At 41.3% G+C, this 20936-nt stretch carries 26 protein-coding genes and 1 tRNA gene; 22 read left to right on the top strand and 5 right to left on the bottom strand.

Annotated features, from left to right (window positions below; genetic code table 11):
• Positions 1 to 96 precede the first annotated feature (96 nt).
• From dnaJ to ABIS22_02475, 4 genes are read left to right on the top strand one after another with little or no spacing between them, the layout of a single operon-like run.
• The gene (gene dnaJ / locus ABIS22_02490; protein ID MEO7740759.1) at positions 97 to 1203 is read left to right on the top strand and encodes a molecular chaperone DnaJ; all 1107 of its coding nucleotides are present in this window, start codon (positions 97 to 99) and stop codon (positions 1201 to 1203) included.
• A 45-nt stretch (positions 1204 to 1248) separates the two neighbouring features.
• A complete protein-coding gene (locus ABIS22_02485; protein ID MEO7740758.1) occupies positions 1249 to 3600 on the top strand; it encodes a hypothetical protein in 2352 nt (783 codons plus the stop codon).
• Between the two features lies 1 nt (position 3601).
• Positions 3602 to 4498, top strand: a complete 897-nt coding sequence (locus tag ABIS22_02480; protein MEO7740757.1) for an ATP-grasp domain-containing protein — start codon at positions 3602 to 3604, stop codon at positions 4496 to 4498.
• Positions 4491 to 5309 carry a RimK family alpha-L-glutamate ligase gene (locus ABIS22_02475; GenBank protein ID MEO7740756.1) on the top strand — a complete coding sequence of 273 codons (819 nt, stop codon included), beginning with the start codon at positions 4491 to 4493 and terminating at the stop codon, positions 5307 to 5309. The genes ABIS22_02480 and ABIS22_02475 overlap by 8 nt, the downstream gene beginning before the upstream one ends.
• Here the strand turns inward: ABIS22_02475 and ABIS22_02470 are convergent, their stop codons facing one another.
• Positions 5310 to 6545: an ATP-grasp domain-containing protein gene (locus ABIS22_02470; GenBank protein MEO7740755.1), complete on the bottom strand. Its 1236-nt coding sequence runs from the start codon at positions 6543 to 6545 to the stop codon at positions 5310 to 5312.
• Between the two features lie 74 nt (positions 6546 to 6619).
• Here ABIS22_02470 and ABIS22_02465 point away from each other — a divergent pair, with 74 nt between their 5' ends.
• The 4 genes from ABIS22_02465 to ABIS22_02450 are packed head-to-tail and all read left to right on the top strand — an operon-like array spanning position 6620 to position 9030.
• Positions 6620 to 7114, top strand: a complete 495-nt coding sequence (locus ABIS22_02465) for a RimK/LysX family protein (GenBank protein ID MEO7740754.1) — start codon at positions 6620 to 6622, stop codon at positions 7112 to 7114.
• On the top strand, positions 7111 to 8016 hold the full coding sequence (locus ABIS22_02460) for a RimK family alpha-L-glutamate ligase (protein MEO7740753.1): 906 nt from the start codon (positions 7111 to 7113) through the stop codon (positions 8014 to 8016). Before ABIS22_02465 ends, ABIS22_02460 begins: the two co-directional genes overlap by 4 nt.
• Before the next feature lie 49 nt (positions 8017 to 8065).
• A complete protein-coding gene (locus tag ABIS22_02455) occupies positions 8066 to 8551 on the top strand; it encodes a DUF192 domain-containing protein (protein ID MEO7740752.1) in 486 nt (161 codons plus the stop codon).
• Entirely contained in the window at positions 8548 to 9030 is a 483-nt protein-coding gene (locus ABIS22_02450; protein ID MEO7740751.1) for a hypothetical protein, read from the top strand. The genes ABIS22_02455 and ABIS22_02450 overlap by 4 nt, the downstream gene beginning before the upstream one ends.
• Before the next feature lie 78 nt (positions 9031 to 9108).
• Here the strand turns inward: ABIS22_02450 and ABIS22_02445 are convergent, their stop codons facing one another.
• Positions 9109 to 9495 carry a hypothetical protein gene (locus ABIS22_02445; GenBank protein ID MEO7740750.1) on the bottom strand — a complete coding sequence of 129 codons (387 nt, stop codon included), beginning with the start codon at positions 9493 to 9495 and terminating at the stop codon, positions 9109 to 9111.
• A gap of 189 nt (positions 9496 to 9684) precedes the next feature.
• Between ABIS22_02445 and ABIS22_02440 the strand changes: the two genes are divergently transcribed.
• From ABIS22_02440 to ABIS22_02385, 12 genes are all read left to right on the top strand, one after another.
• Positions 9685 to 9761 (top strand) — tRNA-Lys (locus tag ABIS22_02440).
• A gap of 166 nt (positions 9762 to 9927) precedes the next feature.
• The gene (locus ABIS22_02435; protein MEO7740749.1) at positions 9928 to 10068 is read left to right on the top strand and encodes a hypothetical protein; all 141 of its coding nucleotides are present in this window, start codon (positions 9928 to 9930) and stop codon (positions 10066 to 10068) included.
• Positions 10069 to 10136: 68 nt separating this feature from the next.
• The gene (locus ABIS22_02430) at positions 10137 to 10409 is read left to right on the top strand and encodes a hypothetical protein (protein MEO7740748.1); all 273 of its coding nucleotides are present in this window, start codon (positions 10137 to 10139) and stop codon (positions 10407 to 10409) included.
• Positions 10410 to 10499: 90 nt separating this feature from the next.
• A complete protein-coding gene (locus tag ABIS22_02425; protein ID MEO7740747.1) occupies positions 10500 to 11225 on the top strand; it encodes a YebC/PmpR family DNA-binding transcriptional regulator in 726 nt (241 codons plus the stop codon).
• Between the two features lie 103 nt (positions 11226 to 11328).
• The gene (locus ABIS22_02420; protein ID MEO7740746.1) at positions 11329 to 11820 is read left to right on the top strand and encodes a hypothetical protein; all 492 of its coding nucleotides are present in this window, start codon (positions 11329 to 11331) and stop codon (positions 11818 to 11820) included.
• The gene (locus ABIS22_02415) at positions 11807 to 12664 is read left to right on the top strand and encodes an FAD:protein FMN transferase (GenBank protein ID MEO7740745.1); all 858 of its coding nucleotides are present in this window, start codon (positions 11807 to 11809) and stop codon (positions 12662 to 12664) included. Before ABIS22_02420 ends, ABIS22_02415 begins: the two co-directional genes overlap by 14 nt.
• Positions 12661 to 14166, top strand: a complete 1506-nt coding sequence (locus ABIS22_02410) for an FAD-dependent oxidoreductase (protein MEO7740744.1) — start codon at positions 12661 to 12663, stop codon at positions 14164 to 14166. Before ABIS22_02415 ends, ABIS22_02410 begins: the two co-directional genes overlap by 4 nt.
• A 26-nt stretch (positions 14167 to 14192) precedes the next feature.
• Positions 14193 to 14675, top strand: coding sequence for a crossover junction endodeoxyribonuclease RuvC (gene ruvC / locus ABIS22_02405; GenBank protein ID MEO7740743.1), 483 nt, complete (start codon positions 14193 to 14195; stop codon positions 14673 to 14675).
• Positions 14676 to 14695: 20 nt separating this feature from the next.
• Positions 14696 to 15457, top strand: coding sequence for a 1-acyl-sn-glycerol-3-phosphate acyltransferase (locus ABIS22_02400; protein ID MEO7740742.1), 762 nt, complete (start codon positions 14696 to 14698; stop codon positions 15455 to 15457).
• A gap of 12 nt (positions 15458 to 15469) precedes the next feature.
• Positions 15470 to 16045: a Holliday junction branch migration protein RuvA gene (ruvA, locus tag ABIS22_02395; protein MEO7740741.1), complete on the top strand. Its 576-nt coding sequence runs from the start codon at positions 15470 to 15472 to the stop codon at positions 16043 to 16045.
• Between the two features lie 29 nt (positions 16046 to 16074).
• Complete coding sequence (gene ruvB / locus ABIS22_02390; GenBank protein MEO7740740.1) at positions 16075 to 17091, top strand: Holliday junction branch migration DNA helicase RuvB; 1017 nt, start codon at positions 16075 to 16077, stop codon at positions 17089 to 17091.
• A gap of 18 nt (positions 17092 to 17109) precedes the next feature.
• Entirely contained in the window at positions 17110 to 17862 is a 753-nt protein-coding gene (locus tag ABIS22_02385; protein ID MEO7740739.1) for a PH domain-containing protein, read from the top strand.
• Between the two features lie 9 nt (positions 17863 to 17871).
• Here ABIS22_02385 and ABIS22_02380 read toward each other — a convergent pair whose 3' ends face one another.
• Entirely contained in the window at positions 17872 to 18264 is a 393-nt protein-coding gene (locus ABIS22_02380; GenBank protein ID MEO7740738.1) for a hypothetical protein, read from the bottom strand.
• A gap of 72 nt (positions 18265 to 18336) precedes the next feature.
• Here ABIS22_02380 and recA point away from each other — a divergent pair, with 72 nt between their 5' ends.
• Together recA and ABIS22_02370 are read left to right on the top strand one after the other, a co-directional pair.
• Entirely contained in the window at positions 18337 to 19377 is a 1041-nt protein-coding gene (gene recA / locus ABIS22_02375) for a recombinase RecA (protein ID MEO7740737.1), read from the top strand.
• Positions 19378 to 19410: 33 nt separating this feature from the next.
• A complete protein-coding gene (locus tag ABIS22_02370; protein ID MEO7740736.1) occupies positions 19411 to 20046 on the top strand; it encodes a RecX family transcriptional regulator in 636 nt (211 codons plus the stop codon).
• Here ABIS22_02370 and ABIS22_02365 read toward each other — a convergent pair.
• Together ABIS22_02365 and ABIS22_02360 are read right to left on the bottom strand one after the other, a co-directional pair.
• Positions 20043 to 20621, bottom strand: coding sequence for a hypothetical protein (locus ABIS22_02365; GenBank protein ID MEO7740735.1), 579 nt, complete (start codon positions 20619 to 20621; stop codon positions 20043 to 20045). The two genes, ABIS22_02370 and ABIS22_02365, sit on opposite strands and share 4 nt — an antisense overlap.
• 27 nt (positions 20622 to 20648) lie before the next feature.
• A complete protein-coding gene (locus ABIS22_02360; protein MEO7740734.1) occupies positions 20649 to 20933 on the bottom strand; it encodes a hypothetical protein in 285 nt (94 codons plus the stop codon).
• Between the last annotated feature and the right edge of the window lie 3 nt (positions 20934 to 20936).

Raw genomic sequence — 20936 nt, 5'->3', positions numbered from 1 at the left:
TACATGGCAACTGACGAGGGCATAGCTAATGGAGTTTTATTAGAAAATTTATTAGCACTCTAGACAGCTAAGTGCTAATTGCCTATAATGGAGGTAATGAGTAAACGCGATTATTATGAAGTACTTGGTGTAGCAAAAACTGCCAGTGCTGATGAAATTAAGAAGGCTTATCGCAAAGCTGCACTAAAACACCACCCTGATAAAGAAGGTGGTGATGAGACTAAGTTTAAAGAAATTGGCGAGGCTTACGAGGTTCTCAAGGACCAACAAAAACGTCAGAGATATGATCAGTTCGGTCATGCTGGTGTTGGCGGTAACTCTGGCGGAGGCGGAGGTAGCTATAGCGGCGGTAATCCTTTTGAGGGCTTTAACGGTCAAAATGTAAATTTTGATTTTGGTGACGGAGGACTTGGTGATATCTTTGGTCAATTCTTCGGCGGCGGCGGTCAGCGTGATCGAGGTCCTCGTCGTGGTCGTGATGTTGAGACGACGGTCCAGCTAACATTCGAGGAAGCTGTGTTTGGAGTTGAAGAGGATATAAGCCTCGATATGGACGACGAGTGCTCACATTGTAAAGGAACGACTGTTGAGCCTGGCTACAGTATGAAAACCTGCCCAACATGTAAAGGCGCAGGTCAGCAAACTCGTGTGATGAATACGATCTTTGGACAAATACAACAGGCTGTCACTTGTGAAACATGTAAAGGTGCAGGTAAAATCCCAGAAAAAGTCTGTACTATTTGTAAGGGTAAGGGGACTGAGCGTCGAAAACAGGCTATGAAATTAAAAGTGCCTGCAGGTATTGATGACGGAGCTACTATTCGTCTAAAAGAACACGGTGAAGCGATTGGTGGTGGTGCACGTGGTGATCTGTATGTTCATATACGAGTAAAGGCACATAAAAAGTTTACACGTGAAGGTGACATAATCCTGTCAGAAGAACATATCAGTATGATTGATGCAGCGCTTGGTACTGAAATAGATATCGATACTGTTGATGGTGAGGTCCGTATGAAAATTCCAGCAGGTACACAGAGCGGTACTGACTTTAAGTTGTCTAGTCATGGTGTTCCGCATATGCGAAGTTCATCTCGTGGGCCGCACATAGTGAGCATGGTTGTTGATACACCAGTCAAGTTGAGTAAAAAACAACGCGACCTACTTGAGCAGTTTGATGGTGCAAAAAAGCGCGGTATTTTTTAGAGTTTACGCTATACTGAAAAGCACTACATAAGGAGCTTTGAGAATATGGCATTATTAGGACTACTATTCTGGGGAGGCATCATCTTTTTGGTAGTCCTGCTTATTATCAAAGGTAATAAAAAGACACCAATCGACTACACAGGCAAAAGTTATGCGCAAGGTTATTGGGATGGCTGGCGAGCTCGCGAGGGTAATACAGGGCAACCAAGCGAGCCAGCGATTGCCGCTCTAATTGATGATCTTCAATACGAAGGTATGGTATCGCCGGCACTAGTGAGCCCAGTTGATCAAGTCGTTAATAAAAAGAAACAGGAACTGCAGAATATTAATATTGTGCTATATGTTGCGAGCTTTCTGCTTGTCGCCGCCGCCGCACTTTTTATAGGCACTTCACTTCCGGGTGATGTGAAGTTTATTGGCACGTGGTTAATCACACTCATTTTTTATGTTACAGGGCTAATTCTTTATGAAAAATCACCAAAACTACGTCCGGCTGCAGTGGCATTTACCGGGACTGGTCTTGCTCTTTTACCTTTTACAGGGCTTGTCATGTATAACTACATTCTTCCTGATAACGCATCATTTTGCTGGCTCTTTACATCGCTCATCGGAGTGGTAGCATTTGTCATTGCAACAGTCCGTCTCCAGAGCCAGATTGTTGCTTATTTTGCAGTCGTGTTTATGATTTCACTCAGTACTTCTGGAGTTGCTGCAATGCGTTCAGGTCTACTATGGTACTTTGTAGTGCTTATAGGCTTCGGTTCTCTCATGACAATTGTATCCATAGCTCGCACCAAATGGTTACCGGCTGTATTTACAAAGCCAATTCAAGTCAGTAGTGACTGGATTGTCGCAATAACATTACTCGCAAGTATTTTTGCCGGTATCGATTTAACAATTACTGACTATGAAATTATCGTTGGACTTAGCACTTTATATTATGCCGCTGTTGCATTATCTGCATTATCAAAAATAGTGAAGTCTAGCGCATTACTCATTATGCGGGGCTTATTAACGCTATTCGTACTTTTGATTACGTATGATCTATCCCACGAGTGGTGGATGGTGGGACTAGCACTGACAGCTGTAAGTGTTGCGCAGATATTTATTTCAGTCATGAGTGTTAATAATAATAAAGCTGATAGTAGTGACGAAACATGGCTCTGGCTAGGACTATCGTTATTAGTAGTTGCACCACTCTTTGCATCGGGTCTTTACAACACAGCACTTATCATGAGTTATCAGTTGACCGTGTTACTAGTCACGAGTATTGTGGTAGCCGTAAGTACGCACCGTTCCGGAATCCTCTTTTTTGGGCTTTACTCACTGCTTATTTTGCCAGCACTCATAACGACGGAAGTTCTTCAGCCAGGACTTGCTACACACTGGGTCGCACTTATATATCTTGTCATGTCCGCTGTCGTACTTTACCAGCGTCTAAGAATTAAATTACTGACCGATAGATTTAAAAATGGATTACCAGTTCTAGCATACGGACTGTTTCTTGTTGAGGGATTGATATTTACTGCCTCGAGTACATCACAGGGATGGATAACTGCACTTCTTATCATCGTAGCAGTTATCATGTATGCGATCGTTTATATTGAAAAAACGTCACAGTTTCTTATCATTGCAAATTTGCTTGGTATATTAACAATAAGCAAAGTCCTAGATTTTATCGGAATACCATCGGACTGGTTAATAATCGTACTCGCCTGGGTAGTGTTTGTTTTATTTTATGCTGGAAATTGGTTATTACTTTCTATTGGCAAGAAAATACATGCAAGTTATATGTTCTGGTCTGCGGTCACTTTCTCCGGCGTCATTGCCATTGGAGAAGTTTTGGGACAAGATTTAGGTCATGTTTTTGTTGCAACAAGTGTTCTTATTTTAATTAGCCTTCTCCTTCTTAGCGAAGGTTTCATGTTAAAAAAGTATGCTTTCATAGACGCCTCAATTATTATTGGTACTTTGGCACTACAACGCTTAGTCGCTGTGGCGGTGCCAGACATTGATTCTCTTATTTATTCCCAGTGGTGGGGACTTGCATTCGCTGGCTTAGCGTATATGTACTATATTCGTGGGCGCAGACAAGATGCTAAAATACGACTTATTATTGGGCTATCAATTCTGAGCATGTTTGGTGCAATTATGGCAATTGGCGAAGGTTTTGTGGCAGGTGCACTTCCATATAGACTCGTATTCCTACTAGAGCATACCGGCCTCCTAGTCTTAGGGCTCGTAACATCTCGCCGCCTATTAAGTATATGGGGAACGGTTGGTGTAATTTTAGCAGTTTTCTGGATGCTATCAGGTTATAGTTTTGCCTTGTTGACGCTCATTGCACTGTTACTCATTGGTTCGGTTGTTTATAAATTAACTCGTAAGGAAACGTAATATGGCGACGATCGCAATTTTAAAAGGTGACAAGCGGGATGATAAGAGCGAGGCTTTTCAAACATATAATGGCTTAGCATCCATTGGTAAGGATACATACATTCTTATTACTTACGCTGAACTTATCTTTGAACTTCGCGATGGGTATAGCTGTGTGCGAGTCGGGAACAAAGACTTATCATCTTTTGATCTTGTGTATATTCGTGATTTTCAGGGATACGAATATGAACGTAACGCAGTTGCACTGTATTTAAAACATCACGGTGTTCGTTTTCTAAATACCGATACAGCAAAGTTTCAACATATAAGTAAACTGACTCAGTATATGCAGTTTGTATTCTCAGATGTTTCAATTCCATCATCTATCTTTGGTCAAGGACAATATCTCATTGATGCTATTGAAAATAAGTTTGGTTATCCAGCTATCGTAAAATCGATCACAGGAAATAGTGGTAATGATAACTTTCTTGTAAAAAATCATGATGAACTAGACAAAGTAATTAATGATCATAATCAAACAAAATTTATCGCTCAAGAATTTATACCAAATGACGGAGACCTTCGGGTGATTGTGCTCGGAGGCAAGGTAGAATGTATCTATAGTCGTATTGGTAAAGCCAGTGATCATCGAAATAACATTTCACAGGGTGGTGATAAGGAATATCTAGATATGAATTCTGTCTCTACTGAACACAAGGATCTTGCAGTTAGGGCCGCGCTTGCTCTCGGGCGTGAAATATGCGGAGTGGATGTTATGGTAAATAAGCAAACTAATAAGGCGATCATTCTAGAAGCAAATTTCAATTTCGGTATCAGGGCAGTTCCAGGAGTACTATCTGATGAATTAATTGGTCTCGCCAGCTATTTACATGAGACTGCTACAGCAAAACATGAATAAGATTGTATTATTGTCATCATCGCCTGATGGTCGGGTCGTGAATCAGCTAAGATTATTAATGGAAAAGCGTTTCATGGAATATGCTGTGCTATCACTCGACGACGCATTGTCGGTGCCCTATGCATTTTTTGATCATACAATTATCCTCCCTCGAATTGCTCCAGAGCAAAACGCAAAAGGAATTATTGCCCTTGAACGAGCATCACTTGGTGGGGCTACAGTTATCAACACGGTGAACTCATGGCGTACATCTCGTGATAAGTCATTATCCTATGACGCTTTCTTGCGTCATTCAGTTGAGACACCTTTAACAGTAAAGCTATCACTAGGATCTCATTTTCAGGACTGCGCAGATACGCTAGGTTTACCGTTTATCATAAAGCCAGCAGCGGGGACGCATGGTGAAGGTATAGTTCTTGTTCATAAACAAGAAGATTTCACACCTGATCTAGGTCTTCTTGCACAAGTGTATATAGCCGAATCATTAGGTAGGGACCTGCGTGTGGTTGTCGTTAACGGTATTGTTATTGCTGCTATGGAGCGTCAAGCAGCTGAAGGTGACTTCAGGGCAAACCTTCACTTAGGAGCAATTGGTAGGCCCGTTAAGATAGATCGCGCCACAGAAGTTCTCGCGGTCAGTGCAGCGACAGCTCTGGAGCTTGATATAGCAGGTGTCGATATTATCATGTCATCTGCAGGCCCTCAGGTACTTGAATGTAACCCATCACCAGGTATCATAATAAGTGACGTAACTGGTATTAATATTGAAGATGCAATGATTGATTTTATTGAGACATTATCTAAGAAATAATTATGAAGTTGTATCTATAAAGATATCATTTTGCATAGTGAGAATATCTTTATCAAACTTAGCTTGGTCAGTATTATGTAAGATGACAACAGTGCACATCTTGTATCCATCTCCTGCTTTGCCAACGAATCTACCAGGTGTGGCCTTGATTGAGAGATATTCAAGCGAGGAAAGTGAGCGTAGGGTAGATTCGTTATGTATGCCCATGTAGATTCCAGGATGTTTTGGAAAAAGTTCAAGAACTGCACAAGGTTCGTTTTTTAATGCGATGATGGAGGGTTTCTTGCCGAGTGCTACCTCAATTGCGGCACCTAAAATATCAATACCATTTGCAAGTCGATGCATGCGGCCACGGTAACCGCCATTACGTGCGCCAATCTCAACAATTCTTGGACCATCAACTGTCATGATAACTTCCACGTGAGCAGGTGAGTTCTTCATGCCAAGTGCTTTGATACCGATCTCTGCACAGTGCCGAAGTGCAATTTGGTCATTAGCGCTTAGTTTTGATGGGAGAATGCGGCTATAATGAAAATTATCATCATAGCCAATATCGTATCCTGTTTGATAATCAACGACATTATCAAGAACGAGGGGTATTCCATCCTCGCCAATGTAAGCGTCTACTGAATGAATCGAGCCTTCTAAAAATTCTTCAACGATAAGTTTTGGCGTACGATTTGGTGCATATGTTTCGTAAATCTTATCGATCATCGTCATAGTTTTTTCATAGTTATTTCTTAGCTCTGTAATATCGCTGCTCTTAGTTACGAGTAAGCTTTTTGCAAGATTTGCAGGCTTTAAGATGAGAGGAAATGAATGACTATGAGCAAATGCAAGTACATCATCTATTGACTGAACAATAGCAAAGTCTGGACTTATTTTTTCTGAAGCGCCATTAAATAACGTGCGCATTAAAAACTTGTCCGTACATGCTTCAGCACTCGCAACAGGTAGATGCGGTACACCGAGAAACTCACCAATAATAGCAGTAGGAAGTATATAATTTTCGTAAAGGGAAATAACGGCGTCAATAGGATCATTATCATGAAGTGTCTTAACTGTTGCAAGTAAGGACTCATTCGAAGAAAAGTCTGCAACTATTCGACGACGGAATTTTTTATCAGGAAATTTCGTCTTTTTAACATCTTGAAGTAGTGTATAAGTATCGCCACTCTGAGTAAGCCTGTCAGCTAACTCTGAGAATTTTCTTCCAACGATAACTATGTGAGACATATTGCAAATTATATAAAATTATGGTAGTATAATCAAGTCTTTTATTAAATTACAAACTCATTCATAATAAAACCATGGCTTCAAAATACGATTTCCACAAAGTAATTATTGGGCGCTCTGAAGTGCTTAGTTTTCTTGATACCGATGCATCGAATGTTCCAGCCAAAACAGATACCGGTGCATATCGTTCTGCGGTACACGCATCAAACATTACCGTTACTGACGGCGAGCTTCACTTTGATCTTTTGGGCGGGCATCCTGTTTGTGGGAATATGTCGAAACATCTTACGACAACAGATTTTACGAAAGTGACTGTTTCAAATTCTTTTGGCCATGAAGAAGAACGATTCGAAGTACGACTTAAGGTTAAGTTGGGGCCAAAAGTTTTTCAAGCGCGATTTACTCTTGCTGATCGCTCAAAGAAAATTTATCCGATATTAATTGGTCGCAAATTACTTAATCACCGTTTCCTGGTGGATTCTTCTGAAACGAGCCTTGATCGTCTTACGCTTAAAAGACAATATAACATTGATTTTCCTCAGGACGAGGAAGAAGGGAGAGATGCATGAAAATAGCAATTCTTTCCAAGGGCAGCGCAAATTACACGACAAAACGTCTTAAAGAGGTAGCACGAGCACGCGGGCATGAGGTTCAAGTGATTAATTATGCGCTCTGCTATGTTTCTATCGAGAAAGATAAACCAGTCATTCGTTATAAGGGCCGATCACTTGATAACTTCGATGCAATTATTCCACGAATTGCTCAGTCGTATACAAAGTATGGTACGGCTGTTGTTCGTCAATTCGAGGCTCAAGGTGCATTTACTGTCGCAACCTCTCTTGCTATTAATCGTTCACGAGATAAGTTGCGTGCTTATCAAATTCTTGCACGTTCTGGTGTAGGAATCCCAAAAACAGTTATTGCGCGTGAAACAGCAAACTTTGAAGATGTCGTAGAACTTGCAGGTGGAACGCCACTTATTATTAAAGTGGCTCGTGGTACGCACGGCAATGGAGTCGTACTTGCTGAGACTCCAAAAGCTGCAAAAGCAGTTATGCAGGCTTTTTATGTTGAAGGTGTAAACTTTATGGTTCAGGAATTTATTAAAGAATCTGCCGGTACTGACATACGTGCACTTGTTGTCGGTAGTCGTGTCGTTGCTAGTGTGAAGCGACAAAGTCTTGACGATGATTTCCGCAGCAATACTCACCAGGGAGGTATCGGATCAACTGTTAAGCTAACTGAAGAAGAGACAAAGACTGCTATTAAAGCTGCACGTGCTATGGGTCTTCAAATGTGTGGCGTCGATATGATGCGCAGTGAGCGAGGACCACTCGTTTTAGAGGTTAACTCGTCAGCAAGTATTAAAACACCAGAACTTGTCACAGGACGTGATATCGCAACAAAAATTATCGAGTACATCGAAATTAATGCTAAGCGTCGCAACAAAAAAGACAAAGTTGGCGCATAAAAAGTAAGAGTAATCTACCTGCTATAATAGTGTTTATGGTAGGTCACGAATGAACACGGAAAAGAAATCACTATCGTGGGTAATGATTATATTTATCTTGTTGCTTGTCGGTCTTGCGGCTCTATATATCGTGTGGCCTCAACTACAACCCCACACAACAATACGTATTGGGGATGGTATATACACGTCTCAGATTGCAAACACTGAAGCATTGCGTGAGAAGGGGCTCTCGGGTACGACAGATCTCCGCTCCAACCAAGCACTGCTTTTCGTATTCGATAGTGATAGAAAGTGGCCAATATGGATGAAGGATATGAATTATCCGATAGATATTGTTTGGCTTGATAAGGATAAAAAAGTAGTTTATATCGTTACAAATGCGCCACCCGATAGCTATCCCTATACAATATTTACACCTAATAAGGAAGCGCGCTACGTGGTAGAATTACCAGCAGGGACTGCTATGCAAAAAGCTATTAAGGTAGATGGTGTCGCTACGTTTGATGAAACAAAAAAGGAAGGTTTTGGTCTATGAGTTTTGTTATTATATTTATCATAATTATTGCCGTACTATTCGCGACAGCCTATTTTACGAAACGTCGATTTGGTGTTCTTGGCCTAGCACTTGCAGCGGGTGGCATGCTCAGTACGTTATGGGTAGGGGACCTAACGCCAATTATTGAACGAGCAGGAGTTATATTAATTGCACCACCACTAAAAAGTGTTGTTGCGGCTTCGCTCATTCTTCTGCCGGCAGTTATTTTACTATTTAGTGGTCCTACATACAGGCAACCACTTCAGAGGATTATTGGTGCAGCTGCGTTTGCAATGCTTGCAACTGCTCTTTTGCTTGAGCCACTTGGATCGGCATTAGTTATTGATGGCGTAGGGCAGCAAGTATATACGTTTTTTGTAGAGTATAAAATAATAATTATTACAGCAGCATTGATTCTGGCTATCTTCGACGTACTTGCTACTAAAACACCCAAGCATACGGATCACTCGAAACACTAAAATATATAGATGTGACAAGAGCCGCTCCGATGAGCAGACTCCTGTCTACTACCGGGCGGCTCGGTTCTTGAAGGGATATCAGTCCGAGGACCAAACTGCATCCGGCTTGAGATCGAGCCAGACACCGAACGTGATACCGGGGAAGTTTCCTTCCAAGTACTCACGTATGCTGTGTGACTTACCTTGGCGATTTGCCATGCGGTCGGGAAATCCGATCGCCTCGATCTTGATTTCCACGTCCTTTGCTTGACGTTCTCCTGCATCTGAGTCGATCTCATAGACCCGGACGCTGAAATCTTCTGGTACGACATGGTTGCGGGTTCCATCTTCCATGGCGAAGCTCAGGTTCTCAGCGACAGCGAAGATTATCTCATCGATCAACGCGATTCGTGGTATCTGATACTGCTCGATGAACTTCTCCTCTTCGAACATGCGCTCGTCGAAGCTAACTTCAATGAAAGGCATCTGCCTTCCTCCTACTCAAGAACATTCACGGTTGTACTGCCGTGACAGCCCACTTCCAGAGAGGTAGTAGTAAAATAATATTAGCATATTATAATAAATATGTCAATTATTCATGTCTATAAAGATTGACAAACTACCCCTTGAAATGATATCTTTGTATGGTTAGTTATGTTTTATAACGAACAATGTGGAGCTGTAGCTCAGCTGGTTAGAGCACCTGCCTTTTAAGCAGGGTGTCCTGAGTTCAAGTCTCAGCAGCTTCACCAAGAAAAGTCACTCATCGAAAGATGGGTGTCTTTTTGTATTAATAGATATGAACCCTAACACACGTATAAAATTGCGAACAGGATGAAGGCTTTACATTGACAAATTATACCGGTTATGCTAAAATACATTTATATAACCAATAAAACAAAAAAGGTATATAAAAATATGGATGACAATACAGATTTAGATACTAATCATGACGACGTAAGTTTTATGCGTATTTTACTACGTACGGTACGTGGGCTAAGCGCGGTATCAAGTTCAACTCTTGCATTTTCCACCGCTGAAGATGAAGAAGAAAAGTAGATAATAGTTTAAATCACCAGCTTTTCAAATAAAGCTAAGTTGTAGACAGTTTGCATTATACTTGGATTATGAATCAATCGAGATTGGTAAATAAATTCAAACTATTTTTTAAAGATAAAAATGGGAAATGGGCAATTATTCAGTTACCAAATTTCTTGTTATCACTTTTTATAACGTTATGTGTTATCAACTATTTCACACATGATCATCGCGTTGCTTCATTACAAAGTGCGTCTTTATTTGCATGGGCATACCTTGAGCTTACGAGGGGAGCTAGCAACTTCAGGAAGTCACTTGGTGCCATATTTCTAATAGTATCCTCATTAAGCTTCTTTGTATAGTTAAGTATACGTATAGATCTGGAGCTATGGAGTAACGCCCTATATCTGTTATAATAGAGAAAACATACCGACGTAACACGGAGATTCTTTATGTCTGGACACAGTAAATGGTCAACAATTAAACGTGAAAAAGGTGCAAAAGATGCTAAGCGCGGAGCAATATTCACAAAACTAGGTAATCTTATTGCTATTGCAGCGCGCGGTGGCGCAGATCCAACAATGAACTCATCACTTGCTCTTGCAATTGAAAAAGCAAAACAGGCAAATATGCCTAATAATAATATTCAGCGTGCCATTGACCGTGTCAGTGATAAAAATGCTGCAGTTATGGAAGAATTGACCTATGAAGGCTATGGCCATGGCGGTGTCGGTATTATTGTCGAGACGGCAACGGATAATCGCAACAGAACATTACCTGAAGTAAAAAGTGCAATCACGAAAAATGGTGGTCGAATGGCAGATGCTGGAAGTGTCATGTTTCAGTTTACACGAAAAGGCGTCATTCAAGTTGAAGCAACAGGCGAGGAAGCTTTACTTACAATTCTTGACGCTGGTGCTGAAGATGCTATTGAAGAAGATGGTGAGATCACTGTTTACACTGAGCAAAAAGATCTTGCTAAAGTTCGTACGGCACTGATTGAAAGTGGATTAACGGTTAAGGATGCAGAACTCCAATACATTCCAAATACTACAATTGAGATTAGTGATACAGAGACAGCTCAAAAACTACTTAAGCTTCTTGATGCGCTTGATGATCTCGATGATGTCATGAATGTGCATACAAATGCCGACATTACTGCTGATTTACCTGAATAAAATTTAAGTATTTTGTCAGAATAGCCTACTTTATCAGTTTATTCTCAACTGATTCATTTAGTATACAATGAATAGTAATTGACATTTATGTAGGAGAAAATAATTGGATCAGCCTAGGCAGGTAAATCAAACATTAATAACGATTATCGTCGTCGTCGTGCTCGCTGGAGTAACGGCAGGAATTGTATATTTCGGTAAAAGTGGCGCAAACAGTGACAGCGTAGCTATAAACAATAGCTCAACTACAGCGAGCGCCAGTCAATCAAATACAACACCGAGTTCTACGACAAGCACATCTTCATATAAAGATGGTTCCTATCAAGTGACTGGTAGCTATGAAACTCCTGGTGGCACAGAATCTATCAGTGTGAGTGCCACTATTTCAGGCAATGTTGTTACAGATGTAACGGTGAGTCAAAATGCAAACAATAGGGATTCCGAGTATTATCAGTCCCAATTTGCTTCTGAATTTAAGTCAGCAGTCGTCGGCAAAAGCGTTAATTCGATAAGCCTCTCCCGAGTTGCTGGATCATCGCTAACATCAAATGGTTTTAATGATGCACTTGATATGATTAAGCAAGATGCTAAGGCCTAGCTATACGCTCACTGCGCTTGGGACTAACTGGTTAATTGAAACAGACATAGAATTAACTCAAAAGTTAAAACAAGTGATTTGTACGTCACTGGATGATTTTGATAGTATCTATTCGCGGTTTCGTGACGAATCTTTGGTTCGGCAGCTGGCAAGAGAGGTTGGTGTATTTGAGTTTCCGGATTCAGCGATCGATATTATCCCGTTTTATAAAAAGCTATATGAGATTTCAGGCGGTAGGGTAACGCCGCTTATTGGACGAGTACTGGAGCAAGCTGGGTATGATAAGGAATATTCTCTAAAGCCCCAATCACTTGAGGTAACCCCAGACTGGGATGATGTTATGAAGTGGCAGGGAACAACTGTTACTACCAGCAGGCCTATAGTCCTCGATATCGGGGCAGCAGGCAAAGGCTATGCGGTAGATATGATTGGGAAAGTACTAGAAAACAATAATATAAAAAATTATGTCATTGATGCTAGCGGTGACATACGTCATCGGGGTGATGATGAGCAGCAAGTTGGATTTGAAAATCCAAATAATAGCACGGAAGTAATCGGTAAGGTAGTGTTACAAAATGCTAGTCTCTGTGCTTCTGCTAGTAATCGTCGTCAATGGGGGGATTGGCATCATATTATTGATCCAACGCGTAACCAGCCGGTTCGAGAAATTGTTGCGACATGGGTGATTGCTGAAACAACAATGATTGCCGACGGCTTAGCAACTGCACTATTTTTTGTACCAGCCAAGGAATTACTCTCTAATTGGCAATTTCAGTACGTTCAGATGTATGCTAATGGTACAGTAGAGTACTCACAAGATTTAAAAGGGGAATTATTTACATGAAAGATTGGCTCGATAATTTATTGGGCAAAGTAACTATGTACAGGTTGCTAACATTATCACTTTTGGTACTTTTAGCGACATCACTTTTGCTTGGACTTATTGGCTACCTACCCTACTCCCCCATTTCTTTGCTACTGACTTCCCTCTTGCTCGTTGGTTCATCCTATGGTTCAAATAAGCTATTTGGCTTGATATTTGGTATTCGTCCGCAGGGTGAGTCGGCAATTATTACAGGCCTTATACTGGCACTTATCCTTGCACCGTTATCTAGCATCGCTGATGTAGCCCCACTCATCTTGATTGCAGTTGTGGCAACTGCTTCAAAATATATTCTAACATTCCGTGGAAGACATATATTTAATCCAGCAGGTGTTGGCGCGCTTTTTGCGACTCTATCTGGTGTTGGATATGTTATATGGTGGGTAGCAAGTCCCGCACTACTACCAGTAACGGTAGTTGTTAGCCTACTCATACTTTATAAAACACGACATCTGAAGTTAGGTGGCCTGTTCCTATTAATAGCCGTAGGATTAATTACGATTCACAATATTATGGCAGGTGATTCTATTGGAACTGCGATCGTTACAGTCTTTACATCGTGGCCAGTCATTTACTTCGCCGGTGTTATGTTAAGTGAACCTCTAACATTACCACCGCGACGCTGGCAGCAGTTAACCGTTGTTAGTATTGTCGCCATTTTATTTAGTACATCAATAACTATTGGTAGTGTATCCATGACACCGCAACTGGCCCTGATCATTGGTAATATAGTTGCATTTGCATGGGGAACACGTAGGGCAGTTAAGATGAGCTTTGCTGAGAAGCTACAACTTACCCCAACATCATATGAATTCGTTCTTAAGAGTATTGGACCAATGCCCATACACATAGCAGGACAGTATATGGAGTTAACATTACCGCATGAAAAACCGGATAGTCGTGGCCAGCGTCGTATGTTTACAATTACATCAAGCCCATCCGATGATGATATAAGGTTTGGTATTAAAATTCCCGAGCGTCATAGTAGCTTTAAAAAGACACTATTTAACTTACCTGCTAATGCCTACGTCTCTGCAACAAAGATTAGTGGTGATTTCATACTTCCAGGTGACTTAAAGGTACCACTACTATGGATAGCTGGAGGAATTGGCATCACGCCTTTTGTTAGTTATGTTAGACAGCTCATTCATGACAAGCAGTCTCGGGATATTACGCTGCTCTACAGTGCATCATCTATACAGGAAATTGCATATCTAGACCTACTGAGAGGTAGTGGTGTTAAGATAATTATCGTAACACCAGACGAAGTTCAGACGTATAGTGATATAGCCTACATAAAGTCTCCTTACATTACTCATGAAATAATGGATACATCTATTCCTGATATTAAAGAAAGGCAAGTCTATATCTCGGGTCCGCCAATTATGGTAAATCATACAAAAACAATCGCAAAAAGTCTGGGTGCACGTTCTGTAAAAACGGACTACTTCACAGGCTATTAATACCTACATGTTAGAATGAGGTCAGTATGAGAATTATAGGTATCGATCCAGGAACGGGTATTTTAGGCTTTGGTGTCATAGATATTATAAAAGGTAAAACTACTCTTGTAACGGCTGGTGTAATCACGACTCCAGCTCACACTCCCCTACCCGATCGCCTCGAAGAAATTTACAACGGTCTCACTGAGATTATCAATGAGACAAAGCCACAAATGATGGCAATAGAGCAGCTATTTTTTGCTCAGAATGTTACAACTGCGATGAGCGTCTCTCATGCACGTGGCGTTGCAATGTTAACTGGAAAACAGGCAAACTTAACAATAGAAGAGTACACGCCACTACAAATTAAGCAGACAATGACAGGCTATGGGCGTGCGACAAAAAAACAGATGCAGGAAATGGTACGCATACAACTTGGCCTAAGCGAAGTGCCAAAACCTGACGACTGCGCCGATGCACTTGCAGCTGCAATAATGTGTGCTTTTATGACGCGAGTCCCTACTAAATAGTTAGGGTGTATACTTATACCATGAGACGACCTAAAGTAAATTCCGAAGTTCCTACATCTACTGAAAAAATAAATGAATTATATGATTATTATGTCCAACATGAGCAAAGTGTTCGCTTTGCAAAGTTTGGCTACGCTCTTATCAATAAAATTTTCAAACCTCATGTCTCATTTGAAACTGGAGCCGAGAAAGAAATACGAAGATTACTTGAAGAAGATGAACTAAGCCTCGTACTAGCAGCTAATCATGTAACAAACAACGATCATTATCAGCTTTCAGGTGCTGCATCAGAGAGTCCAGCACTTAATCCATTAGTCGGACACACGGATATCTTGGCGAAAGCTTCTCTCTTTAAAATTGTTGGCATACGACAGATCATTGATGGTTTTGGCGGAATACCGACATTCCGTGAAAAAGAGGGTGGGAATGCAAGAACAGCAGCAGCTGTTGTAGAGGCTAGCGTAAAGCGCATCGAACAGGGAAGGCACATGGCGATTTTCCCCGAAAGAACAAATCACACTCAAGATCCAACCTTACTTATGGATTTCAAGCCTGGTATAGGGCATATTGTTACGCGTGCACGCAAACGGAATCGTGAAACTGCTATTTTACCAATCGGAATTAGTTATTATGGCGACAGTGCAAAAAAAGCTGAAGTAGTTGTCGGTATGCCAATCACTGATCAATTTGTAAAACCGGGTGAAGTTGTTGAAGCGACCAGGGAGGGGATGCAAAAAGCTTTGGATCAAGCCAGTGTTACCACCGGTCGACGAGAGAGCTGATATACTAGTACAATGATTGCACACGTTCAAGGTACTGTCGCTGAAAAGTTTAACTCATCTATTATTGTTGATGTCCATGGTGTTGGCTATGAGATATCTGTTGCCCTGGGTGACTATGAGCATACGCTATTAAATGAATCCGTTAAATTCTATACCCATCACCACATTCGCGAACAGTCGCAAGAGCTATTTGGCTTTACTAGTCTTGCGGCGAAGAAATTATTTGAATTACTTATTACAGTTCAGGGTGTTGGACCTAAAGCAGCACTAGCTATTTTATCTCTCGGTGATGCTGAGGTTGTACGTAATACCATCGCAAATGGTGACAGCGTGTTTATTACAAAAGCAAGTGGCGTTGGTAAAAAAACAGCCGAACGCGTTGTCGTCGATTTATCCGATAAGGTCGGTCTTGCGATTAGAACAAATGTGAGTGAGTTTGGTCTCTCACAGCAAATTTCTCATAGTGATGAGGCACTTGAAGCACTAATGGCGCTAGGTTATAACTTGGCTGATGCAAGTAAATCACTTGAAGGTGTCTCAACTGAGTTGTCGACAGCTCAGCGTGTAACTGAGGCGCTCAAAGCATAGATAACATCTGTTATACTAAAAATAGATATATGGCAATTGAACGAATCATAAATACTAGCGCACCGGATGATGATGCCGATGAAGCGCAAATTGAAGTGACTTTGCGTCCGCAGAGTTTTGCTGAATACACCGGTCAAGAGCGACTAAAAATGAATTTAAAGCTAGCGATTGATGCAGCCAAAATGCGTGAAGAACCAATGGATCACGTCCTGCTTTATGGTCCTCCGGGACTTGGAAAAACAACAATGGCAACAGTGATTGCCAACGAAATGGGCTCAAATATTCGCGTGACTGCCGGTCCTGCAATTGAACGAGCAGGTGATCTTGCAAGTATTCTGACAAATCTTACAGACGGTGACATCCTATTCATTGATGAGATTCATCGACTGAGTCGAGCTGTTGAAGAAGTACTCTATAGTGCGATGGAAGATTATAAATTGGATATTGTTATCGGGAAAGGTCCAGCAGCGCGTAGCGTGCGACTTGATCTACCAAAGTTCACGGTCATTGGCGCTACAACGAGAACTGGTGCACTCGCAGCGCCTTTACGTGATCGTTTTGGCCACATTTATCGTTTAGAATTCTACACACCAGATGAAATCGGTCAAATTATTACCAGAGCAAGTAAAATCTTAGAGAGTCCAATTGAACCCGAGTCGGCTGCGATTCTTTCAACAAGAGCACGCTTAACGCCACGTATTGCAAACCGCTTATTAAAGCGAGTACGTGACTATGCTGATGTAAATGGTGACGGCATAATTGATACTGTAACTACTACAAAAGCTCTGGATATGCTTGAGATTGATGAGCTAGGCCTCGATCCTGCCGACCGTCGACTGCTTACGAGTGTGATTGATAATTACGGTACAAATCCAGTCGGTCTTAACACAATGTCTGCTCTTACTGGTGATGAAGCCACAACCATCGAGGACTTTTATGAGCCATATCTTTTACAGATTGGTTTTATTGAGCGTACACCACGCGGTAGACGTGTCACGCCTAAGGCGTATAGGCACTTAGGCAAAATAACACCTGAAACTGAGTAAAGTTGCTATAATAACACTATGAATCCCGATCAAACTCCTCCAGCACCAACTGATCCAGTAGATCCTGAGCAACCTGTTGCATATGATGCTCAGGGACGTCCTCTCTACGCCCATCCGCCTGTTCAGGCTGCAGCAGATCCACAGACGGTTCATATGTCTCGTGCTGTCGATCCTGTTATGCCCGAGATCAGCGCATCGTTAAAGGCAAAACACGATGAATCTGTTAAGCTATATCCATTTCTTAATCTGAGTGAATCAGAATATGTTATTAGTGCAGTCCGTCGTCATCCAATTGGCCTACTGATTCCTGTAGCTGTCGTTATTTTTCTAGTAGTTGTTATCATTGCTGTCTTAATCTCATATCCAATGATCATTAATTCGGTCGGCGGTCCTACAGCACTTCCAAGTTATGATATCGTCATGCTCATTGGTCTTCTTGTTCTTGCGCTACTTTGTATAGGTGGATACATAGCCGTATGGGTCTATCGAAATAATAAGTTCTTTCTTACAAACGAAAGTGTAATACAGGAGATACAGCTCACGTTATTTTCTCATAATGAGCAAACGGTTAGTCTAGAAAATATTGAAGATGCCAGTTATAAGCAACTAGGTATAATTCAGACAATGTTTGATTATGGTTCCATTCGTCTCTCAACACAAGGTGATGAAACAACTTATCGATTTAGCTACGTTTCGAGTCCTAAGAATCAGATTGCGCTTTTGAATAATGCCGTTGAAGCTTTTAAAAACGGTCGCCCGATCGAGCGCTAACGCTAAGCTTTATCTTGTACGATTTGTTTTAACGTAGTCATCTTCATGCTCAAGATCAGCACGTAGCGTGTAGGCTTTACACTTATCGCCATCACAGTTTTCACCATCGTAACGATAATTTGATTTTGGATCGCCGATTTTGACGCCATTTGGATCTGTGAAAAGATCTGGATCAACTGAACGAAGCGTTGCACTATCTATTTTTGTTGGATAATAACCATTCTTCGTGTAGAAAACCTCTTCGAGACTGTAATACATTGCATTAATAGCAATTTTTCGCTGGTCATCGCGTTGGGAAGAGGCAAGGTTAGCACGTTGCATTAAGAGTACAACTGTTGCGGCCCCTAAGAAGACAATAACGATGATAATTTCGATAACAGTAAAGCCTTGTTGTTTTCTCATTGTCTATTATTATAGCAAATTTTTAGTATCACCAGTATAATATAGAGAGAATAAGTGAGGGGAGATATACTTATGGCGAAGAAATCCGAAAAACCGGAGATGGCAGAAAAATCCACCACGAATGAAGGTAAGCTAAAAGCACTCGGACTTGCAATGGATCAAATCACCAGCCAATTTGGCGCTGGTTCTATTATGAAGCTCGGGGATGCACATAAAGTAGATGTTGAATTGATTTCTTCTGGAGCACTTAGTCTCGACTTAGCGCTCGGTGGAGGTTATCCTAAGGGTCGTATTTTGGAGATCTATGGCCCAGAATCATCAGGTAAGACAACGCTGACTCTTCATGCCATCGCAGAAGTTCAAAAATTGGGCGGTACGGCTGCATTTATCGATGCAGAACATGCACTTGATCCAGCATATGCACGTCGCTTAGGCGTTGATACAGACAATCTACTCGTATCTCAGCCAGATAACGGCGAGCAAGCTCTTGAGATAGCAGAAACACTTGTACGCTCAAATGCTGTTGATCTTGTCGTCGTCGACTCAGTCGCAGCACTTGTGCCTCAGGCCGAAATTGATGGTGACATGGGTGATAGCCACATGGGTCTTCAAGCTCGTCTTATGAGTCAGGCACTTCGTAAACTTACAGGTATTATAAGTAAAAGTAAAACAACTGTCATTTTCATCAACCAAATCCGTATGAAAATTGGTGTTATGTTTGGAAATCCAGAAACAACAACGGGTGGAAATGCACTTAAGTTTTACGCATCTGTGCGCTTAGACATTCGTCGTACTGGCCAAATCAAAGAAGGTGAAGAGATAGTTGGTAACCGCACGAAAGTGAAGATTGTTAAAAACAAGATTGCTCCTCCTTTTCGCGTTGCCGAGTTTGACATCATGTATAATGAGGGAATCTCAAAGACAGGCGATGTTCTAGATCTTGCTGTTATTCATGGCATTGTTGGTAAGTCTGGAGCATGGTTCGATTATAACGACGCTAAAATTGGTCAAGGCCGCGAAGCAACTAAAAAGTACCTCAAAGAAAATCCAGAAGTACTAAGTGAAATTGATAAAAAAGTACGTGCCAAAGTTGCTGAAGTCGAAGCAGCTTAAGATAATCGAAATTCGTTGCGGGTAAGTTTTAATATGAAAATTACTGCAATTACACCGCAAAAAAAAGATAAATACCGTATTAATATTATGGTTGATGGAGTGTATCGTTTTTCACTCGACATCTTTCAATATGCCGATTTAGGAATAAAAGTCGGAAAAGAATATAGTGATGAAGAGTTGACTACTCTAGAGCAGGAAAGTGTCTTCGGCAAAGTCTACGCGAGGGCTCTAGACTATAGTTTAATGAGGCTTCACAGTGCACGCGAAGTTCGTGACTATTTGTACCGCAAAACTCGTGATAGTCGTACGAAAACAGGTGAGATAAAAAAGGGTATTACGACTGAAGTTACAGATCGGGTATTTACTAGACTAGCCGATAAAGGCTATATAGATGATGAAAGGTTTGCTCGCTACTGGGTTGAGAACCGTAGTCTTACTAAGGGATCAAGCCAGAGGAAGCTTCAAGCAGAGCTGGGGGCTAAAGGCGTTGACCGCAGTATTATCGAAAGACTACTAAGCGAAAGTGATCGATCTGATGATACTGAAATTTTAAAAATAATTGCTAAAAAACGAAAACGCTATCCTGATGATCAAAAGCTAATGCAGTATTTAGCTCGTCAAGGATTTAGCTATGATGATATTAAGCATGCGCTAGAGACAGATGACTAATTTTTATCAATATGCTCTGGAGTGGGCGATTGACTTCTAAAAGGATTAACATAGTTCGTTCGAACCGCCTCAATGATTGGCTCAAGCTTTTTTTCACCTGATCTTACGACGATAGCACGATTAGTAATCTCGATAATTTGAGTTCGATTAATGAGTAGTTCTGTGTCGCCAAGACTTTTTAGGAGAGGACGTTTTACATTTAGTTGCTGAATAACGAAAGAGCCACTTTCAAGTGTGAAATCTGTTACTTTACCTAGTTTTCGTTTATGCTGGTCAACTACGCTCATTCCTACAAGGATGAAATTTAGCTCGTACACTTTTTCAAGTTTAATAACATCAGTCGTCGCAATAAATTCATCACTCGAATCAACTATGAGCCCAATATCACTAAACTCACGAACATCGATAACTCTTAGTAGTGATGGGTGCATGTCAAGAAGCGGTCCGCGGACTTCGTAAGCAAGAATCTCTAAAGTGTCAGGATTGATGATGGGACGTGTTGTTCGGGCAAGTTCTGTTCCGGTCTGGAGACCCATGACAGACACATCATTAAGTCGTGATCCCTGTAGTAGCATAGTATTAGTATAACCGTTTTTTCATTGCTACTCAACAAACGGATTAGTACGGCCAGTTGAGAGGTCAAGTTCTGAAGCTTTGTCGGTACTTGTTCGTAGCTTTTCAATTCGATCAATCGTCTTTTGATCGAATGTCGCATTAAGTGTGTTGCCTGCTGGGGCGACAGCCTGGGTTGAGCTACTCAAGATATCATTAAGATTAAACACGATATATATGAGCCCACCCAGTACGACGAGCACAAAAATAATTGCGTGGAATCGTCTAAGGATGCGTACAATTATGAGCTTGATTGATGCGAGTGATATATTCATAAT

Source organism: Candidatus Saccharimonadales bacterium, assembly GCA_039928925.1.
Classification (GTDB): Bacteria; Patescibacteriota; Saccharimonadia; order Saccharimonadales; family Saccharimonadaceae; genus UBA6022.
The sequence above is the reverse complement of the archived record's forward strand: the minus strand, read 5'-3'. Positions and strand labels throughout refer to the sequence as shown.

Excerpts from the sequence above, each read along its gene's own strand:
- dnaJ (MEO7740759.1), top strand. The coding sequence starts at position 97 with ATGAGTAAACGCGATTATTATGAAGTACTTGGTGTAGCAAAAACTGCC.
- ABIS22_02485 (MEO7740758.1), top strand. The coding sequence starts at position 1,249 with ATGGCATTATTAGGACTACTATTCTGGGGAGGCATCATCTTTTTGGTA.
- ABIS22_02480 (MEO7740757.1), top strand. The coding sequence starts at position 3,602 with ATGGCGACGATCGCAATTTTAAAAGGTGACAAGCGGGATGATAAGAGC.
- ABIS22_02475 (MEO7740756.1), top strand. The coding sequence starts at position 4,491 with ATGAATAAGATTGTATTATTGTCATCATCGCCTGATGGTCGGGTCGTG.
- ABIS22_02470 (MEO7740755.1), bottom strand. The coding sequence starts at position 6,545 with ATGTCTCACATAGTTATCGTTGGAAGAAAATTCTCAGAGTTAGCTGAC.
- ABIS22_02465 (MEO7740754.1), top strand. The coding sequence starts at position 6,620 with ATGGCTTCAAAATACGATTTCCACAAAGTAATTATTGGGCGCTCTGAA.
- ABIS22_02460 (MEO7740753.1), top strand. The coding sequence starts at position 7,111 with ATGAAAATAGCAATTCTTTCCAAGGGCAGCGCAAATTACACGACAAAA.
- ABIS22_02455 (MEO7740752.1), top strand. The coding sequence starts at position 8,066 with ATGAACACGGAAAAGAAATCACTATCGTGGGTAATGATTATATTTATC.
- ABIS22_02450 (MEO7740751.1), top strand. The coding sequence starts at position 8,548 with ATGAGTTTTGTTATTATATTTATCATAATTATTGCCGTACTATTCGCG.
- ABIS22_02445 (MEO7740750.1), bottom strand. The coding sequence starts at position 9,495 with ATGCCTTTCATTGAAGTTAGCTTCGACGAGCGCATGTTCGAAGAGGAG.
- ABIS22_02435 (MEO7740749.1), top strand. The coding sequence starts at position 9,928 with ATGGATGACAATACAGATTTAGATACTAATCATGACGACGTAAGTTTT.
- ABIS22_02430 (MEO7740748.1), top strand. The coding sequence starts at position 10,137 with ATGAATCAATCGAGATTGGTAAATAAATTCAAACTATTTTTTAAAGAT.
- ABIS22_02425 (MEO7740747.1), top strand. The coding sequence starts at position 10,500 with ATGTCTGGACACAGTAAATGGTCAACAATTAAACGTGAAAAAGGTGCA.
- ABIS22_02415 (MEO7740745.1), top strand. The coding sequence starts at position 11,807 with ATGCTAAGGCCTAGCTATACGCTCACTGCGCTTGGGACTAACTGGTTA.
- ABIS22_02410 (MEO7740744.1), top strand. The coding sequence starts at position 12,661 with ATGAAAGATTGGCTCGATAATTTATTGGGCAAAGTAACTATGTACAGG.
- ruvC (MEO7740743.1), top strand. The coding sequence starts at position 14,193 with ATGAGAATTATAGGTATCGATCCAGGAACGGGTATTTTAGGCTTTGGT.
- ABIS22_02400 (MEO7740742.1), top strand. The coding sequence starts at position 14,696 with ATGAGACGACCTAAAGTAAATTCCGAAGTTCCTACATCTACTGAAAAA.
- ruvA (MEO7740741.1), top strand. The coding sequence starts at position 15,470 with ATGATTGCACACGTTCAAGGTACTGTCGCTGAAAAGTTTAACTCATCT.
- ruvB (MEO7740740.1), top strand. The coding sequence starts at position 16,075 with ATGGCAATTGAACGAATCATAAATACTAGCGCACCGGATGATGATGCC.
- ABIS22_02385 (MEO7740739.1), top strand. The coding sequence starts at position 17,110 with ATGAATCCCGATCAAACTCCTCCAGCACCAACTGATCCAGTAGATCCT.
- ABIS22_02380 (MEO7740738.1), bottom strand. The coding sequence starts at position 18,264 with ATGAGAAAACAACAAGGCTTTACTGTTATCGAAATTATCATCGTTATT.
- recA (MEO7740737.1), top strand. The coding sequence starts at position 18,337 with ATGGCGAAGAAATCCGAAAAACCGGAGATGGCAGAAAAATCCACCACG.
- ABIS22_02370 (MEO7740736.1), top strand. The coding sequence starts at position 19,411 with ATGAAAATTACTGCAATTACACCGCAAAAAAAAGATAAATACCGTATT.
- ABIS22_02365 (MEO7740735.1), bottom strand. The coding sequence starts at position 20,621 with ATGCTACTACAGGGATCACGACTTAATGATGTGTCTGTCATGGGTCTC.
- ABIS22_02360 (MEO7740734.1), bottom strand. The coding sequence starts at position 20,933 with ATGAATATATCACTCGCATCAATCAAGCTCATAATTGTACGCATCCTT.